This is a genomic window from Nucisporomicrobium flavum (assembly GCF_016464385.1).
Taxonomy (GTDB): domain Bacteria; phylum Actinomycetota; class Actinomycetes; order Mycobacteriales; family Micromonosporaceae; genus Actinoplanes; species Actinoplanes flavus_A.
Genome location: NZ_JADMLH010000024.1, coordinates 95431 through 111926, shown reverse-complemented (window position 1 = coordinate 111926; position 16496 = coordinate 95431). Strand labels below are relative to the sequence as shown.

At 72.5% G+C, this 16496-nt stretch carries 15 protein-coding genes, 1 tRNA gene and 2 pseudogenes; 10 read left to right on the top strand and 8 right to left on the bottom strand.

Features of this window, described 5'->3' with window-relative positions:
• The 3 genes and pseudogenes from IT780_RS42370 to IT780_RS36870 form a co-directional block, all read left to right on the top strand.
• A pseudogene (locus IT780_RS42370) lies at positions 1–105 on the top strand (IS5 family transposase); the annotation flags it as partial.
• Between the two features lie 334 nt (positions 106–439).
• On the top strand, positions 440–1369 hold the full coding sequence (locus IT780_RS36875) for a ribonuclease Z (protein ID WP_199516495.1): 930 nt from the start codon (positions 440–442) through the stop codon (positions 1367–1369).
• Positions 1341–1826 (top strand): annotated as a pseudogene (locus IT780_RS36870) (GNAT family N-acetyltransferase); the annotation flags it as partial. The gene IT780_RS36875 and the pseudogene IT780_RS36870, both read left to right, overlap by 29 nt.
• A 20-nt stretch (positions 1827–1846) precedes the next feature.
• Here the strand turns inward: IT780_RS36870 and IT780_RS36865 are convergent.
• Together IT780_RS36865 and IT780_RS36860 are read right to left on the bottom strand one after the other, a co-directional pair.
• Positions 1847–2581 carry a class I SAM-dependent methyltransferase gene (locus IT780_RS36865; RefSeq protein WP_199516493.1) on the bottom strand — a complete coding sequence of 245 codons (735 nt, stop codon included), beginning with the start codon at positions 2579–2581 and terminating at the stop codon, positions 1847–1849.
• A 304-nt stretch (positions 2582–2885) separates the two neighbouring features.
• On the bottom strand, positions 2886–3200 hold the full coding sequence (locus IT780_RS36860; protein WP_199516492.1) for a hypothetical protein: 315 nt from the start codon (positions 3198–3200) through the stop codon (positions 2886–2888).
• Positions 3201–3374: 174 nt separating this feature from the next.
• Here IT780_RS36860 and IT780_RS36855 point away from each other — a divergent pair, with 174 nt between their 5' ends.
• On the top strand, positions 3375–4319 hold the full coding sequence (locus tag IT780_RS36855; protein WP_199516491.1) for a S1C family serine protease: 945 nt from the start codon (positions 3375–3377) through the stop codon (positions 4317–4319).
• A gap of 37 nt (positions 4320–4356) precedes the next feature.
• Here IT780_RS36855 and IT780_RS36850 read toward each other — a convergent pair whose 3' ends face one another.
• A complete protein-coding gene (locus IT780_RS36850; protein WP_199516490.1) occupies positions 4357–5715 on the bottom strand; it encodes a cystathionine beta-synthase in 1359 nt (452 codons plus the stop codon).
• Positions 5716–5768: 53 nt separating this feature from the next.
• Complete coding sequence (locus tag IT780_RS36845) at positions 5769–6125, bottom strand: YkvA family protein (protein WP_199516489.1); 357 nt, start codon at positions 6123–6125, stop codon at positions 5769–5771.
• A gap of 197 nt (positions 6126–6322) precedes the next feature.
• Between IT780_RS36845 and IT780_RS36840 the strand changes: the two genes are divergently transcribed.
• The 3 genes from IT780_RS36840 to IT780_RS36830 all read left to right on the top strand — a co-directional run bounded on the left by IT780_RS36840 (position 6323) and on the right by IT780_RS36830 (position 9736).
• Positions 6323–7558 (top strand): SGNH/GDSL hydrolase family protein, encoded by a 1236-nt coding sequence (locus tag IT780_RS36840; RefSeq protein ID WP_199516488.1) that lies wholly within the window; start codon positions 6323–6325, stop codon positions 7556–7558.
• Positions 7559–7614: 56 nt separating this feature from the next.
• Positions 7615–8421 carry an SGNH/GDSL hydrolase family protein gene (locus tag IT780_RS36835; protein ID WP_199516487.1) on the top strand — a complete coding sequence of 269 codons (807 nt, stop codon included), beginning with the start codon at positions 7615–7617 and terminating at the stop codon, positions 8419–8421.
• Positions 8422–8491: 70 nt separating this feature from the next.
• Positions 8492–9736: an acetyl-CoA C-acetyltransferase gene (locus IT780_RS36830; RefSeq protein ID WP_199516486.1), complete on the top strand. Its 1245-nt coding sequence runs from the start codon at positions 8492–8494 to the stop codon at positions 9734–9736.
• A gap of 57 nt (positions 9737–9793) precedes the next feature.
• Here the strand turns inward: IT780_RS36830 and IT780_RS36825 are convergent, their stop codons facing one another.
• Positions 9794–10108: a hypothetical protein gene (locus tag IT780_RS36825; RefSeq protein ID WP_199516485.1), complete on the bottom strand. Its 315-nt coding sequence runs from the start codon at positions 10106–10108 to the stop codon at positions 9794–9796.
• 210 nt (positions 10109–10318) lie between these two features.
• Here IT780_RS36825 and IT780_RS36820 point away from each other — a divergent pair, with 210 nt between their 5' ends.
• A complete protein-coding gene (locus IT780_RS36820; protein WP_307831576.1) occupies positions 10319–11599 on the top strand; it encodes an MFS transporter in 1281 nt (426 codons plus the stop codon).
• Between the two features lie 219 nt (positions 11600–11818).
• On the opposite strand, the gene IT780_RS36815 is transcribed toward IT780_RS36820, so the two are convergent.
• Both IT780_RS36815 and IT780_RS43350 read right to left on the bottom strand, forming a co-directional pair.
• Positions 11819–12643: a Bax inhibitor-1/YccA family protein gene (locus IT780_RS36815; RefSeq protein ID WP_199516484.1), complete on the bottom strand. Its 825-nt coding sequence runs from the start codon at positions 12641–12643 to the stop codon at positions 11819–11821.
• 139 nt (positions 12644–12782) lie between these two features.
• The gene (locus IT780_RS43350; RefSeq protein ID WP_199516483.1) at positions 12783–15350 is read right to left on the bottom strand and encodes a CHAT domain-containing protein; all 2568 of its coding nucleotides are present in this window, start codon (positions 15348–15350) and stop codon (positions 12783–12785) included.
• A 123-nt stretch (positions 15351–15473) separates the two neighbouring features.
• Between IT780_RS43350 and IT780_RS36805 the strand changes: the two genes are divergently transcribed.
• The gene (locus tag IT780_RS36805; RefSeq protein ID WP_199516482.1) at positions 15474–15875 is read left to right on the top strand and encodes a hypothetical protein; all 402 of its coding nucleotides are present in this window, start codon (positions 15474–15476) and stop codon (positions 15873–15875) included.
• A gap of 2 nt (positions 15876–15877) precedes the next feature.
• Positions 15878–16276 carry a hypothetical protein gene (locus IT780_RS36800; RefSeq protein WP_199516481.1) on the top strand — a complete coding sequence of 133 codons (399 nt, stop codon included), beginning with the start codon at positions 15878–15880 and terminating at the stop codon, positions 16274–16276.
• A 99-nt stretch (positions 16277–16375) separates the two neighbouring features.
• Here the strand turns inward: IT780_RS36800 and IT780_RS36795 are convergent.
• Positions 16376–16457, bottom strand: a tRNA-Leu gene (locus IT780_RS36795).
• Positions 16458–16496: the final 39 nt, after the last annotated feature.

The window sequence follows — 16496 nt, the reverse complement described above, 5'->3', positions numbered from 1 at the left end:
ATAGCCCGCCTCAAACGCCACCGCGGCGTCGCCACTCGCTACGACAAGTTAGCCGTCCGCTTCCAAGCCGTCCTGACCATCACCATCATCAGCGAGTGGCTCTGACCGGCTTTTGAAACACGCCTTAGTGAGAAATAAGGCGTTGTCGACCGGCCTTCCCAGTGGTTAACGTGGCCGTACACGTGAAGGGAGGTGGTCCGAAGTTGTATAGCAACGGGACTCGTGAGGTGGCTGTCCGCTAGCCGCTGTCCTCGACAGCTTCGAGAAATTTTGTAGGACGTCGAGACCGTGTGGCAGCGGTCAGGCGAGTACCAGGCAGCCACCCGACCCCCGGGGATCCGGCCTTGTCCGACCGGACCATCGCGTGCGACAGCGCTCGGTGGAAGTCCCCGGGGGTCGCTTAATTTCTCCGGTTCTTTGTCCGGCGGGCGGGGGCGACGTGCGCGAGCTGACGATCCTGGGCAGCGCCAGCCAGGTGCCCACCCGCCACCGCAACCACAACGGCTACCACCTGCGCTGGGACGACGAGGTGATCCTCTTCGACCCGGGCGAGGGCACCCAGCGCCAGATGCTCATGGCCGGGCTCGCCGTGACGCCGCTGCGGCGCATCTGCATCACCCACTTCCACGGCGACCACGCGCTCGGGCTGCCCGGCATCATCCAGCGGATCTCGCTCGACAAGGTGCCGCACCCCGTCCACGTGCACTACCCGGCCGGCGGGCACGAGTATTTCGACCGCCTCCGGCACGCCACGACCTTCTACGACGTCGCCGACCTCGTACCCACGCCGGTCGGCCCCGGCTTCTCGGTGGAGACCCCGGCCGGCACGCTCACCGCGCTGCCGCTGCGGCATTCGATCGAGACGTACGGGTACCGCCTCGCCGAACCGGACGGCCGACGCATGCTGCCCGCGCTGCTCGACGCGTACGGGATCAGCGGGCCGGTCGTCGGCGAGCTGCAACGCACCGGCCGGGCTGGCACCGTCACGCTCGAGGACGTCAGCGCACCGCGACCGGGCCAGCGGTTCGCCTTCGTGATGGACACCGGCCTGTGCGACAGCGTGTTCGCCCTCGCCGAGGGTGCCGACCTGCTGGTCATCGAGTCGACGTTCCTCGCCGAGGACGCGGTGATGGCCGCCCAGGTCGGCCACCTGACGGCCGGCCAGGCCGCGTCGGTGGCCCGGCAGTCGGGGGTACGCACGCTGCTGCTCACCCACTTCTCCCAGCGGTACGCCGACAGCACCCGGTTCCTCGACGAGGCGCGCGCGGAGTTCGACGGCGACATCGTGATCGCCGAGGACCTGATGCGGGTCCCGATGCCTCCGCGGATAGGTTCGTCGCATGAGCGTGCTCCTGCGGCCGGCCGGTGAGGACGACCTGGCCGGCATCGGCGACCTGCACTACCGTTCGCGCGGCGCGGCGTACGCCGGCATCGTCTCCCCCGCCGCGCTGACCTTCGGCTCCCCGGCCGCGCTGGGCGAATGGTGGGCGGAGCGCTGGAAGTGGGAGCAGGAGACGCACCGGCTGACCGTGGCTGTCGACGGCGGGCGGCTCGCCGGGTTCACGTACCTGGGTCCGAGCGAGGAGGACGGCATCGCCGAGCTGTCCGCGATCCACGCCGATCCGGCGTACGTGGGCCGGGGCGTCGGCCGCGCCATGATGATCGACGCGCTGGAAGCCCTGGCGCGGTACGGCGACCGGGCCGTGCTGTGGGTCCTGGCGGACAACGCGCGGGCCCGGCGCTTCTACGAGCGCGGCGGGTGGGTCGCGGACGGGCAGAGCCGCGTCGAGCCGATCGGCGACGAGCCGGTGACCCAGCTGCGCTACGCCATCTCGCTGAGCCTTGCTCAGCGCAGCACGAGCAGATCAAGCACGTCGAGCACCGGGCCCTCGGCGGCCGGCACGGCCGCCTGGAGCCGGTCAACGCCACTGGCGTAGGCGTCATCGCTGATCAGCTGCAGCAGGGTGTGCGCCTCGCGGCGTAGCCCGGCGGCGGCCTCCGCCAGGGACGGCGCGGAGACCTGGGCCACCCGGTCGAGTCCCGCGGTGGCGAACCCGGCACCGGCGAACGCGGCCTCGACGGCGGTGACGGCCGGGTAGTTGTCGTCCAGCGCGGCCCTCGTTTCCGGCCAGAAGCGGCACAGGGTGATGCCGTCGTGCCGGCCCGGGAACGCGGAACGGATCAGGACCGGGGCGCCGGGCTTCAGCACCCGACGGAGCTCGCGGGCCGCGGCCGGCAGGTCGGGAATGTGGTGCACCACCGTGGAGAGCCAGACCGCGTCGATGCTCGCGTCGTCCGCCGGGATGCCGGCGGCGTCACCGGCGAGGACACCGGGGACGACGGACCGCTCACGCATCGCGGCGGACGGTTCGACCGCGAGGACGTCGGTGCTGGGCCACCACGCGCGGAAGGCCCGTGACCAGCTTCCGGTTCCGCAGCCGAGGTCGAGCAGGCGCATGCCCGGCCGCAGAGTCACGTACCGGGTGATCGCTTCCCGCCACGCGCCGAGCGCGTCGTCGCCCAGATGACGGGTCGCCTCGAACGCGGCGGCGTCGGCGTGGTCGTACGCGATGAGCGCCATGCCCCGAGCCAAGCCGACGGCGCTGCCCCTGCGCAAGCCCGGAGGGAGGGCGGGAGCGCGTGACCGATTGAATGCGGGGGAACCTGTGGTCACGCACTCCCGCCTACCACGCCCGCCCTTACCGGATGTGCCTGGCCGGAGGCGCCGACCGGCGGAGGCGTGCCGGTCGATCGGTATGGGCGGGTCCAGTTGCGGGACACCGGCGAGCTGGCGGGGCAACGGCGGTGTCACCGCGGGGGTGGCGTCTGCCGGGCCGGACCCTTGCCGGGGGACGGTCGGGCCGGCCGGTCGACGCCGGATGGGGTCAGTCGAAATAGCCTCGGTTCAGGTCGTCGGTCTTGCGGACCTCGCGGCGTACCCGGTTGTCGTCGAAGACGCCGGGGATGTCGCGCAGGCTGTTGAGGTCGTGCCGCAGCGTCCACGCCTCGCGCCACGGGCGTCGGGACGCGGTCTCGGCGCGTTCGGCGAGGCGCCGTGGCGCGCACGGCCACCGCCATCCGCACCAGACACAGTTGCCGTCGTGACCGGCTTCGGCGTGCCGCCCCAGCATCTGCTGGGCGTCCTGCCAGAGCAGCCGGTCCACGATGCCGGCCGGCATGTTCTGGTCGACGATGGCCATCTTCTCCGAACCTCCCGGGACGAGTGCAGCTCTGTCGCACCCCATACAACCCCCGGACGCCACCCGCCGATCGGACTGAGTGTGCGACCTTCGCGACTATCTGTGACGGCCGATGTTCGCCGTGGGCGGACGGCGTACGGACATCGATGCGGCGGCGGGGGCGTTGACGATGCCATGGACACCGAACACACGGGCGCCGAGAGCGCGGCGCTCGACGCGTACAGCCGGGTTGTCACCGGCGTCGCCGCCGGTCTCCTGCCGTCGGTCGCCGCGCTCAGCGTGCGTACCCCGCGGGGCGCCGGGGCCGGCTCGGCGGTGACGTTCACCGACGACGGATTCCTGCTCACCAACGCCCACGTGGTCGCCGGCGCGAACGCCGGCACCGCCTCCTTCGCCGACGGGACCGAGACCCGCTTCGACGTGGTCGGCGCCGACGTGCTGTCCGACCTCGCGGTGGTCCGGGTGCACAACCTCGGCGCCCCGGCCGCACCGCTCGGCGACGCCGAGAACCTGCGCATCGGCCAGCTCGTCGTGGCCGTCGGCAACCCCATGGGCCTCGCCGGCTCCGTGACGGCCGGCGTCGTCTCCGGCCTCGGCCGGTCCCTGCCGGCCCGCGACGGCCGGCGCGTCCGCATCATCGACAACGTCATCCAGACCGACGCGGCGCTCAACCCGGGCAACTCGGGCGGCGCGCTGGCCGACTCCGGCGGCACGGTCGTCGGCATCAACACGGCGGTCGCGGGGTACGGCCTCGGCCTGGCCGTACCGATCAACCGGACCACCCGCCAGATCATCGGCGAGCTCGTCGGCGCCGGACGGGTCCGCCGGGCCTGGCTCGGCGTCGCGGGCGTCCCGGTCCCGCTGCCGCCGCCGCTGGCCGAACGCCTCAACCAGAAGCTGGGCCTGCGGGTCGTGGAAGTCGTCCCCGGCAGCCCGGCCGGCACGGCGGGCATCTACCTGGGCGACATCCTCATCACCGCCGGCGGCGAGCCGGTGCAGACCGTGCAGGCGCTGCAACGGCTCATGCTCGGGCCCGCGATCGGCAAGAACCTCCCGATCACGGTCCTGCGTAAGAATGCGCTGGTCGACGTCGTGTCGGTCCCCGAAGAACTGCGCTGAGGAAGCGCGCGGCCGACGCAGCCGCGCGCTTCGTCCATCAGCTCAGGTGGGCGAGCAGGTCCTGGCGGGTGAGGACGCCGGCGGGCTTGCCGTCGATGAGGACCATGGCCGCGTCCGCGTGCTCCAGGAGGGCGACCGCCTCGCTCACCGGCTGGCCGCCACCGATCATCGGCAGCGGGTCGCCCATGTGCCGCTCGATCGTGTCGTGCAGGTGCGCCTGGCCGGTGAAGAGCGCGTCCAGCAGCGCCTTCTCCGCTATCGAGCCGGCCACCTCGCCGGTCACCACGGGCGGTTCCGCCTTCAGGACCGGGAGCTGGCTGATGCCGTATTCGCGCATGTAGTCGATCGCGTCGCGGACCGTCTCGGTCGGGTGGACGTGGACGAGCGGGGGCATCGTGCCGCCCTTGGACTCCAGGGCCGTGGCGACCGTGGGGGTGCCGTCGCCGGTGGAGAGGAAGCCGTAGCGGGCCATCCAGGTGTCGTTGAAGATCTTGGAAAGGTAGCCGCGTCCGCCGTCGGGGAGCAGGACCACCACGACGTCGTCGGGGCCGGCCTTGCGAGCGGCCTCCAGCGCCGCCACCACCGCCATGCCGCAGCTGCCGCCGACGAGCAGGCCCTCCTCGCGGGCCAGGCGGCGGGTCATCTCGAACGAGTCCGAGTCGGACACCTCGATGACCTCGTCGCAGACGCCGCGGTCGTACGTCTCCGGCCAGAAGTCCTCGCCGACGCCCTCGACCAGGTACGGCCGGCCGGTGCCCCCGGAGTAGACCGAGCCCTCGGGGTCGGCGCCGATGATGCGGACGTTGCCCTGCTCCTTGAGGTAGCGGCCGACACCGGAGATCGTGCCGCCGGTGCCCACGCCCGCCACGAAGTGCGTGATGCGGCCCTCGGTCTGCTTCCAGATCTCCGGGCCGGTCTCCTCGTAGTGCGAGCGCGGGTTCGCCGGGTTGCTGTACTGGTCGGGCTTCCAGGCGCCGGGGATCTCACGGGCCAGCCGGTCCGAGACGTTGTAGTAGGAGCGCGGGTCCTCGGGGGCGACGGCGGTCGGGCAGACCACCACCTCGGCACCGTACGCCCGCAGCACGTTCTGCTTGTCCTCGCTGACCTTGTCCGGGCAGACGAAGACGCACCGGTAGCCGCGCAGCTGGGCGACGAGGGCCAGCCCCACGCCCGTGTTGCCGCTGGTCGGCTCCACGATGGTGCCGCCCTCTTTCAGGATGCCGGCCTTCTCGGCGTCCTCCACCATCCGTACGGCGATCCGGTCCTTCACCGACCCGCCGGGGTTGAAGTACTCCACCTTGGCGAGGACGGTCGCGGAGATACCCTCGGTGACGCTCCGCAGCCGGACGAGGGGGGTGTCCCCGATGATCTCGACGACGTTGTCGTAGTACCGCACGTCTTTGTGCCCTTCTCGGTGCTGGCCAGTGCAATCTCAGGCCAGCCTACGGCTCACGGCACCACGGTCCCGGGCAGGACGGCGTCGCGTTGCTTCTCCCACTGGATGAACCGCTCGGTCTCGCTCAGAACGGAACCCGCGAGCCAGGCGATCATCGCGGCGTCGTCGACGAGCCCGAACACGAACAGCGCGGCCTCGGGGATCACGTCGATCGGCGAGACCACGTACGCGGTCGCGGCCGTCATCATGATCACCCGCATGCCGCCGTCGTACTCGCCGCGTGCCGTGGCCTTGAGCATCCGCGGCAGCGCGGCCATGCGCTTGCCGAGGGATGGGCCACCGCGGGCCCCCGACACGAGTGCCTTGGCGAGCGCGCCGAACGCGGAAGCCCGTCGCAACGTCTTGGCCATGGTCGTCCCCTTTCGCTCTCTCCAGCATGACGTCCACCTGCCAGTTGTGCCCGCTCGGCGCAGAGTTCAGACTTTTGTCGCACTTCCGCGCTAGCCTCGAAGACCCCACCATCGCTGTACGCCGGTGCTGTGAGACACAGATGTGGTGCTGCATCGGCTGAAGGGCAGGTTCCCGCCGAGCGAAAGCGAGGGAGAGCATGCACAAGGCAATGACCTTGACGGAGGCGGAACGCCGGCGGATCAAGTTCGCCGGTCAGGTGGCCGGCGGTGTCACCGGAGCCGCGGCGGGCCTCACTCTCCTCTCGGCGGGAGTGCTGCTGCGCCAGGCGGCCGACGCCCGCCGGATCATCCCGATGGCCGAGGCGCCGCCCCCGCGCGGCGACGGGGTGTACGGGACGAAGTTCCCCGGCAAGCCCCTGAGCATGGTCGTCCTCGGTGACTCCACGGCCGCCGGCTACGGCGTCCACCGCCCTCGCGAGACGCCGGGAGCGCTGCTGGCCACCGGTGTGTCCCGGCGGCTGCGCCGGCCCGTACGTCTGCACCGGCTCGCCGTGGTCGGCGCGGTCTCCGCCGGCCTGCGCTACCAGGTCGAGGCGGCGCTCGAGCACGACCCCGAGGTCGCGGTGATCATCATCGGCGGCAACGACATCACCCACGTCTCCGACCGCTCCTCGGCCGTGCGCCACCTCGGTGACGCGGTCCGGCGGTTGCGCGCGGTCGGCTGCAAGGTTGTCGTGGGCACCTGCCCCGACGTCGGCGTCATCCAGCCCCTCAAACCGCCCCTGCGCTGGCTGGCCCGGTCGTGGAGCCGCCAGCTCGCGGCGGCGCAGACGGTCGCGGTGGTCGAGGCGGGCGGCAGGACGGTCTCGCTCTGCGACCTGCTCGGCCCGACATTCGCGGCGGATCCGGTACGCATGTTCGGCGCCGACCGCTTCCACCCGTCGGTCGAGGGGTACGCCCGGGCCGCCGCGGTCATCATGCCGACGCTGATGGCGGTGCTCGGCGAGGACGACCGCGCTCCCGCCACCGGGCCGGACGGGGTGCGTACGCTCCCGCAGGCCGCCCACGAGGCGGCGCGTGCGGCGGGCACCGAGGTCAGCGGGGCACGGGTCGACGGGCGCGAGCGCGGGCCGGCCGGGCGCTGGGCGCAGCTGCGCCGGCACCCCTGGTTCGACGAGCCGCGCAGCTGGTTCCTGCACCGGGCCGCGCCGCTGCAGCCGGTCGGCTCGGCAGAGCCCTCAGCTGCGGAAACGGCGCGGCACGCGGCCGTCGCGGGATGGTCCGACGGTTCCCAGGCGCTGCGCGGCGCATGGCGGCGTGCGGGTGCGCATGTCGCGGGCCGGATGGGTACTCGTGTTACCGGCGGGACCGGCCGGTCGCGTCCCGGGGCCGTAGGCTGGACCTCGGAGGATCATCAAGCGGCCGTCGAGTGACGGACCGGGCAGCGCTCGCCCCCGGGCGGGCGCGGGCACTGCGGCAGGGAGGCGACATGACGGGCCTGACCGGACGGATCGGCAAGGCGACGGCCACGACGCTCTTCGCGTCGGCCGTGGGCGGCGTCGCCCTGCTGGCCGGCGAGGCGATAGCCGCGCGCACCCGGCGGTACGCGAAGCCGACGATGGGCCTGGCCCTGCGCACGTCGATGGGCCCCTCGGCGGCGCCCGCGCTGCGGCTGGTGCTGCTCGGCGACGCCGCGGCGATCGGGGTCGGCGTGGAGTGGCTCTCCGAGACCGTCGGCGGCCAGCTCGCCCGGCTGCTCGCGGACGGCACCCCGGAGACCGGCCGGCGGCATGTGCTGCTGTCCAGCGTCGGGGTGGCCGGCTCACGCTCCGCCGACCTGACGACCCAGGTGGCCCGCGCGCTGCTCGGCGACCGGCCCGACGTGGCGGTGGTGCTGGTCGGCGCGCACGACGCGACCGTCCTGCGCAGCCCGGAGGAGTCCGCCGAGCACCTGTTCAACGCGGTCAAGCGGCTGCGCGACGCCGGCGTCCAGGTCGTCGTGGGGACCTGCCCCGACCTCGGCGCCGTACGCTCCATCGCCCAGCCGCTGCGGCAGGTCACCGGCTGGCTCGGTCGGCGGGTGGCGAAGGCCCAGGCGGAGGCGGTGTCCAAGGCCGGCGGCGTGGTGGTGGACCTCGCCGAGGAGACCGGTGCGGTGTTCCGGGCGGACGCGGGGACGCTCTGCTACGACGGCTACCACCCCTCCGCGGACGGCTATCGGGTGTGGGCGCACGCCCTCTATCCGGCGGTGTTCGACGCGGCTCAGGCGGCCGGGCGGCGCTCGATCCAGGAATGACGAATGACGACATTCCGGTGTGACAAAGTTGCGCTACCGCCATAAGTTACCGGCGCGTTAACGTTGGGCCATGCCGGAAGCCGTCATCGTCGCCACCGCCCGCTCCCCGATCGGCCGTGCCGTCAAGGGGTCGCTGAAGGACCTGCGCCCCGACGACCTCGCCACCACCATCGTCGACGCCGCGCTGGCCAAGGTGCCGCAGCTCGACCGGACCCTCATCGAGGACCTCTACCTGGGCTGCGGCCTGCCCGGCGGCGAGCAGGGCTTCAACATGGCCCGCGTGGTCGCCACCAAGCTGGGCCTGGACGGCCTGCCCGGCGCGACCGTCACCCGCTACTGCTCCTCGTCGCTGCAGACCACCCGGATGGCGTTCCACGCGATCAAGGCCGGCGAGGGCGACATCTTCGTCTCGGCCGGTGTGGAGACCGTGTCCCGGTTCGCCCGCGGCAGCTCCGACGGCCTGCCCTCCGAGGCGCAGGCGCTGGTCGGCGGCGGCTGGGAGAACCCGCAGTTCGACGAGGCCCGCGCCCGCACCGCCGAGTACGCGCAGGGTGGCCGCACCTGGCACGACCCGCGCGAGGACGGCAAGCTCCCGGACATCTACATCGCGATGGGCCAGACCGCGGAGAACCTCGCCCAGCTCAAGGGCGTGTCCCGCGAGGAGATGGACGAGTTCGGCGTACGCAGCCAGAACCTCGCCGAGAAAGCCATCGCCAACGGCTTCTGGGCCCGGGAGATCACGCCGGTGACCACCCCGGACGGCACGGTCGTCTCGCTCGACGACGGGCCCCGCCCCGGCGTGACGATGGAGGGCGTGGCCGGCCTCAAGCCGGTGTTCCGCCCCGACGGCCGGGTCACCGCCGGCAACTGCTGCCCGCTGAACGACGGCGCCGCGGCCGTGGTCATCATGAGCGACACCAAGGCCCGCGAGCTGGGCATCACGCCGCTCGCCCGGATCGTCTCCACGGGCGTCACCGCGCTCTCCCCGGAGATCATGGGACTCGGCCCGGTCGAGGCGTCCAAGCAGGCGCTCAAGCGGGCCGGCATGGGCATCGGCGACGTCGACCTGGTGGAGATCAACGAGGCGTTCGCGGCCCAGGTCATCCCGTCGTACCAGGACCTCGGCATCCCGATCGAGAAGCTCAACGTCAACGGCGGCGCGATCGCGGTCGGTCACCCGTTCGGCATGACCGGCGCCCGCATCACCGGCACGCTGCTGAACTCGCTCGACTGGCACGACAAGAGCATCGGCCTCGAGACGATGTGCGTCGGTGGCGGCCAGGGCATGGCGATGGTGCTCGAGCGCCTGAGCTGACACCCCAGAAACGTCCGCCGGGTCCGGCTGCGCTCGACGCGCCGGGCCCGGCGGATCTCATAGTGCCTTGCGTACGGCGAGCACGTCGGCCGCCGCCCGGGCCAGGACGTCGTCGGGGGCGCCCGCCGCGAGCAGGTCGTCGGTCATCACGCGCAGCTGGTCGGGCAGGATCATGTCCGGCTCCCGGGGCACCGGCCGCGGGGTGCGGTGTTCCGCCTGCGCGCCCAGGTCGGCAAGGCGCTGGACCAGCCCGTACACGTGATCGGCGCGGGTGCCGCCGGACGGCCCGGCGGCCTCCCACCGGCCGGTCTCCCAGTGGCCGACCTGGCTGAGCAGGCGCTGGACCGCGACGCGGAGTTCTTCGGCAGACACCCGGCCACCCTATCCGCGCCGCACCGGCTAGGGTCGGGGGCCAGGAGCCACGAGGAGCTGAGACATGCCCGGTCGTTGAGCACGCGTTGACCGTTGAGGCCGCCATCGGCCTGTCATCGCGTGCTGCCCTTGAATCGCGCGGCACAGCGAGCGCCACCACCGATCGTCGACGGTCGGTGGGCCTTGTCCGCAGCCATCCAAGGGATCACTGTGTCCTCCGTTCGACCCTCTGCGCCGCAGCTGCGGCGCGACGCCGATTTCCGTACGTTCTGGGCCGGCCAGACCGCCTCCCAGCTGGGCGAGCAGACGAGCCTGACGGTCCTGCCGCTCCTCGCGGTCTTGACCCTGCAGGTCGGCGCCGATCAGCTGGGCGTCCTGCGCGCGGTCGGGCAGGCGCCGCAGCTGCTGCTCACCCTCTTCGCCGGCGTGTGGGTGGACAGGTGGCGGACCCGCACCGTCATGACCCTGACCGACCTGGGCCGTGCGCTCGTGCTGGGCGCGGCCGCCGTGGCGGCCCTGGTGAGGGGGTTGAACCTGACGGCCCTGCTGATGGTCGCGTTCGCCGTCGGTTCCCTGTCGGTGCTCTTCGACGTCGCCTACCAGGCCGGCCTGGTCCGCCTCGTCCGGCGTGAGCAGCTCCTGCAGGCGAACAGCGCGGTCGAGGCCAGCAGGTCGGCGGCCCAGATCGGCGGTCCCGCCCTCGGCGGCGCGATGACCTCCCTGCTGTCCGCACCCGCCGCCGTCGCGGCCGGCGCCGCGTTCTTCGTGACGTCGTTCGTGTCCATCGCCCGCATGCGGCAGCGCGAGGAGCTGCCCCCACGCCCCCACCGCCGCCCGCGGATCCACCGGCAGATCCACGAGGGCCTCCGCTTCGTGGCCGGCGACGCCTCGCTGCGTACGGTGTGCCTCGCCTCGGCGGCATTCCAGTTCTTCTTCGCCGCCACGATGACGGCGTACCTGCTGTTCCTGCCACGCGAGCTGCACCTGTCCGGCGCGACCATCGGACTGACGCTCGCCGCGACCGGGCCGGGCGCGCTGATCGGTTCGCTGCTGGCGGCTCGCCTCCCGAGCCGTCTCGGGTACGGGCCGGTGCTGGTCGTCGCCGCGGCCGTGGGTGACGGCGTGATGCTGTGCGTGGCGGCGTTGCACGGCGGATCGGTGGGTACCGTCGTGGCGCTGATCGCCGTGAACCTGGTCTTCGGCGCCCTCGGTCAGCTGGTCAATGTCATGATCATGGCTGTTCGGCAGGCGCTGACCCCGGGGGCGCTGCAGGGCCGGGTGTCCGCGACGATCAGCTTCGCCGGCATGGGGCTGGCGCCGGTCGGGTCATTGCTCGGGGGCTTCCTCGCCGCGCAGACGGGGTTCCGCACGGCGCTGGTGGTCGCGGCTGCGGGCATGCTGGTGTCGCCTGTGCTGATGGCGTTGTCGCCGCTTGCGCAATTGGGACGAAGCCTGCCGTCGGTGAACCCGGACCACCACGACGGACCCTGACCGCCGGGCCGCGGGAACCGGGGGGCCGCGGGTCTTGAGGAGGCCGGCCGCGGCAGGCGGCTTGGGCGGCGCGAGGACTGGGAAAGCGGTCCGCGGACAGCCCCACGCCCGGCCCGCCGGCGCGGGCTGCGCGGGCAGGCGGACCGGCTGCGGACAGCGGAACGCCCGGTCCGCGGGTGCGGGCCGGGCGTTCGCCGGTGCCGGGTCGTCCCGGCGGGGTCAGTCGTCGCCCTGCAGGAAGCTGAGCAGCCGCAGGATCTCGATGTACAGCCAGATGAGGCTGACGAGGATGCCGAACGCCGCCGTCCACGAGTACCGCTGCGGGAGGCCCATCCGGACCCCCTCCTCGATCTCGTTGAAGCTGAGGATGAAGCTCAGCGAGGCGACCACGATGCAGACGATGCTGAAGATGATGCCGAGCGCGCCGTTGTCGCGCAGGCCGGTGTGCACGCCGAAGAGCGACAGCACCAGGTTGATCAGCATGACCGCGAAGAGGCCACCCATGACGGCGATCATGCCGCGTTGGAACTTCGGCGTCGCCCGGATCACGCGGGCCCGGTACAGGAACGCCATGAGGAAGAAGACGCCGAAGGTGGCGATCACCGCCTGCAGCACGATGCCCTGATAGCCGGCGATCTCCTGGAAGAACTTGCTGACCAGGCCGACGAAGGCGCCCTCGACCACCGCGTACGCGACGACGAGAGCGGGGTTGGCCATCCGGCTGAAGCTGATGATGAAGCCGAGCACCAGCCCGACGACCGCGGCGCCGATCCACGCCGCGCCGAGCAGGCTCTGCGGGATGAGGTTCCAGGCCGCGACGGCGGAGACGCCGGTGATGCCGAGCAACGTCACGGTCTTGACGACGACGTCGTCGATCGTCATGGGCTGCACCGCGGGGGCCGCGGCCGGGAAGCCCGGGCCCGACGGGTACGGCTGACCGTAACCCGGCTGACCGGCGGGCGGTCCGTACGGTCCGTATCCGGTCGAGCGCTCCCGCTCGGCCGCCTGGCCGAGGCGCGAGAGCACCGGGTTCGAAGTTCTCACTGTGTCCAGCCTCCCTTTGAGGTTGAGGCACGTAGGGGTCGTGCTTACCCCAGGGTATGCCGAGGACCAGCACAAAACCGCCTGGGGAACCTGTGAACGACCTGAAAAAGCCCGCTCGAGCCAGGTATCTGCGGGCTCCTCATGCGCCGGTGTATGCAAACGGCGCCCAGAACCGCGGCTGGGCGTACGCATGATCGCCCGGCGGAGGCACCACCTCCGGGACCAGCGCGGCGAGATCGGCGCGGGTGGCGGTGCGCAACCAGTGCCGGGCCCGGTGGAGGGCCACGGCGGGCTCGTCGCCGTCGACGCACCAGAAGTGGTAGAAAGCGGTCATCAGGTACGTGGTGGCCAGGTCGTCCACCGCCCAGCCGGTGGCGATCACGCCCGCGAACCCGATCTGCAGCAGCGCCGACGGCAGGCCGACCACCTCGTTCGGCATGGCCGAGCCGACCAGATTGGTGTGGCAGGCGGACAGCACCGCCAGGCGGCGCGGGTCCGGCCTCAGCTCGGCGGCCACCTCGGCGAGCGTCACCGCACGATCGGCGAAGAACAGCCGGCTGGCGTAGATGTCCTCCGGTTCGGCGTCGCCGTGACAGGCCAGGTGCCAGACGGTGTGCCGTACGGCGGCGTCGCGGAACTCCGTCCAGGTGCATCCGTGCACCGCCGTCGCCGCCCGGCCGGTCCAGCGCCGGGTCACCTCGGTCGTCTCCCGGGCCACGTGCTGCAGGTGGCTGCCGTGGCCGTCCGGGGCGTCGACGGCCAGGAGGGTCTGCTCGTTCGTCAGCAGTCCCGCGGCGGTCGCTCGGCAGCGGGCCAGGGTACGGACGTTCGGGGCGTACCGGATCGCCGAGAACTGGGCGATGTGCCGGTGGCCGCCTTCCTCGGCCGGCTCGCCGGCCGCGTGCAGGGGCAGGAGATTGAGCAGGCCGACCGGGATCAGCGTCACCACCCGGCCGCGGGCGCTCAGCAGGACGAGGTCGTGCAGGCCGTTGCGCCACAGCAGCCGGAGACCCTCGGCCATCGGGTCGGCGGCCGCCGGAGCGGGCGCGGCGAGGTCGCGTGCCAGCCGGGTCGAGAAGCCCGCCGGGTCCGGCGGCCGGCTGGTCAGCGCGGCGACCGTGGGGCGGTCGAGGCCGGGCAGATCGATGTACTGCGGGTCGTGCGTGGCGGCCACCACCAGGGCATAGCCACCGGCCTGCGCCGCCGCCAGGTAGACGATGGCGCCATCGCCGGTCTGCGCGGTGATGTCCTCGTAGCCGACCTCACCCTCCCCTGACGACAGGGCGACGGCGCGGCCCCTCTCGAGCGCCAGCACCGCCTCCCGGAAGCGGCCGGCGCGGGCCAGCCAGTAGCCGGCCTCCTCGGCATACTCCTGGGCGGCGAGCAGGACCCGGTCCCGGGCGCCGGCGCCCCGACGTGCGGTGGCGTCCCGGGCGGCCAGCGCGACGAGCCGTTCGTACGCCTCGGCGGCGAACTCGGGCACGTCGGTGCCGGCGGCCCACTCGGCCCAGGCCAGGGCGAGCCGGGCCTGGGCGGCCGGGCTGCCGGGCGCGTCCGCCGCCGTACGCCAGGCCGCCTGCCGGTGCTCCGCGGAGCCGCGACCGGTCAGCGCGTCCCGGGCGGCGAGCACCTCCTGGCGCAGCAGCGGATCGTCCACGTGACGGACCAGCCGGACCGCCTCCGCGAGGTCGCCGCCCCCGGAACTCTGCGCGCTGCCCTCGGCGCTCAGCGCGCTGCCCTCGGCGCTCAGCGCACGGACGAGGAGGAGTCGGGCCAGCGGGCCGTCGGCCGGCGTCGTGCGGCGCCACCACGTACGGCCGGCGCGGCGGCCCGCACGGCACAGGTCGATGCCGCGGTCCAGGTCCTCGCGGGCGACCAGGAGGCCACGGGTCGCGAGGGTCTCCGGCCGCCGGTCCGTCAGCTCGCCGAGAGCGGCCTCCAGGTCACCGCGGAGCACGTGCCGCCGGGCCCGCAGAAGGGGTGTCCCACGGCGGGCGATCAGGTCGTCCAGCGGGCCGAAGTCGTCGTGCAGGTCGGCGTGCTCGATCGCCGCGTCCGCCTCGGGGTCACCGATGGGCGGCAGACCCTCCACCCGTTCCGCCCTGGTGCGGCGGATCGCGGCCCGGAAGCGGCGGCGGTCGCGCAGCTCCCGGATCCGCTGGAAGCTCCGCTGGTGATGGTCCGTCAGCACGCCGGCGGCCCGCCGGGCGATGTCGCGCATCGCGGCGTCGATCTCGGCCGCACGCGGGTGCCCCGCGAAGGACTCCCGTTCGAGCAGCGCGATGCACATCGAGAGGAAGTGGCGTGCCTCGGTGCGCCGCTGGTTGTGCTCCTCGAGGTCGCGGGTGTCGATCAGCGGATGACGCTCGAGCACGTACTCGGCCGCGCCGTCGAAGTCCTCGAAATCGGCAGCCAGCATGACCATCTCCGGCGCCAGGAAAAAGGGGTCCGGGACCCTGCGCCACGCCTGCCACGCGTACCGCAGCCCGGCCCGGTCGCCGCGGTAGCCCGCATCCTTGTACGCCCACACGTGCGCCTGGACCCGGGCGATCTCCCGGCGGGTCGGGCTGGTGTCGTACGCGGTCCGGTGACGGTACTCGTAGATCACCGCCTCGTGCTCCCACGGCTCGGCGAACCAGGGGTCGGCCGGATGCCCACACTCGGGGCACGCGTACGGCCAGGACGCGGGCGGCGTCTCTTCGCGCACCCCGCACCCGTCGTTTCCGCAGTACCAGCCACGTACCTCGGCATCGGGTGGCGACTGATAGCCGTACGAGGTTCGCGGCATGCCGTTCTCTGACGGACCGGTCCGTCAGACAGAGCCATGCGAATGTTTCGCCGCACTGCCCGGTCCCGGTTCCCCGCCGACATGCTCCCGTGGCTGGAGACCCTCGGCCGTCACCGGCTCGACACGCTCAACAGCCGGGTCGACCCCGCCGCGCTGTGGGACCGCATCGCGCAACTCATCGAGGACGCCAAGCAGGACCGGGACGGCTTCCTCGCCGACCTCGCCGCACTGGTCGAGAACGACCGCGGTGGTTTCGCGACCCTCGGCGCTGCCGGTGTCGTGTGGGAGCTCTACGGCGGCGACGCATTGCGCATCCCGGGTGCGCTGGTGCTGGTCGACGCCGGCATCGCCGTCAAACAGGCGCGGGGCCTGCCCGGCGCCGGCTTCACCGGTTACGAGTGGCAACGCGTCCAAGAGCTTCGCAACCCTCCCGAAAGGACCTGACAATGGAAGGCTTTCTCTGTTTCCTCGCGGTGGCCGGCCCGATCGGCATCTTCGCCTGGCAATTGGTCGAAACACGCCGGGCGGTGGCGACAACGGTCGTCGACACGCCGCTCAACCCGAACGAGGCGGCCCGCGTAGCCCAGGAGGCGTTCACCGGGCCCCGCGCCGTGCTGTGGACCTCGACGGCCGGCCCCGGCACGATCAACATGCGCCGGCGGGGCATCCACCGGGGCATCACCATGTCGATCACCATCCGGCCACGGGAGAACGGCGGCTCGGAGGTGTCGATGTGGGCATCGGAGACCGTCGTCTATCTGGGCATGCTGGTGAACTTCGCCGGCGTGGTCAACCGGCGGAAGAACGCGATCGGGCGGGCGATGATCGCGGGGGTCCCGGCTTGACCTCGGCGGGGCCGGGCCGTTGGCCGCTGTGCGTGCCCGGGGTGGGGCACGCAACGAACCTCAAACAACGGCCGATGATCTTCATGCGGATCTTCAGGGTGCCCGGGGCGGGTCTCGAACCCGCACGCCTTTTGGGCAGCCGCTTTTAAGGCGGCCGTGTCTGCCGTTCCACCACCCGGGCCGGTGCGCTGATGCTCACCGTAGCCGGTGCGGACCAGCC

What these genes read in the sequence shown, in the direction of transcription:
- IT780_RS36840 (WP_199516488.1), top strand. Translation starts at nt 6,323, where the DNA reads ATGCACAAGGCAATGACCTTGACGGAGGCGGAACGCCGGCGGATCAAG.
- IT780_RS36845 (WP_199516489.1), bottom strand. Translation starts at nt 6,125, where the DNA reads ATGGCCAAGACGTTGCGACGGGCTTCCGCGTTCGGCGCGCTCGCCAAG.
- IT780_RS36860 (WP_199516492.1), bottom strand. Translation starts at nt 3,200, where the DNA reads ATGGCCATCGTCGACCAGAACATGCCGGCCGGCATCGTGGACCGGCTG.
- IT780_RS36805 (WP_199516482.1), top strand. Translation starts at nt 15,474, where the DNA reads ATGTTTCGCCGCACTGCCCGGTCCCGGTTCCCCGCCGACATGCTCCCG.
- IT780_RS36830 (WP_199516486.1), top strand. Translation starts at nt 8,492, where the DNA reads ATGCCGGAAGCCGTCATCGTCGCCACCGCCCGCTCCCCGATCGGCCGT.
- IT780_RS36800 (WP_199516481.1), top strand. Translation starts at nt 15,878, where the DNA reads ATGGAAGGCTTTCTCTGTTTCCTCGCGGTGGCCGGCCCGATCGGCATC.
- IT780_RS36865 (WP_199516493.1), bottom strand. Translation starts at nt 2,581, where the DNA reads ATGGCGCTCATCGCGTACGACCACGCCGACGCCGCCGCGTTCGAGGCG.
- IT780_RS36855 (WP_199516491.1), top strand. Translation starts at nt 3,375, where the DNA reads ATGGACACCGAACACACGGGCGCCGAGAGCGCGGCGCTCGACGCGTAC.
- IT780_RS36835 (WP_199516487.1), top strand. Translation starts at nt 7,615, where the DNA reads ATGACGGGCCTGACCGGACGGATCGGCAAGGCGACGGCCACGACGCTC.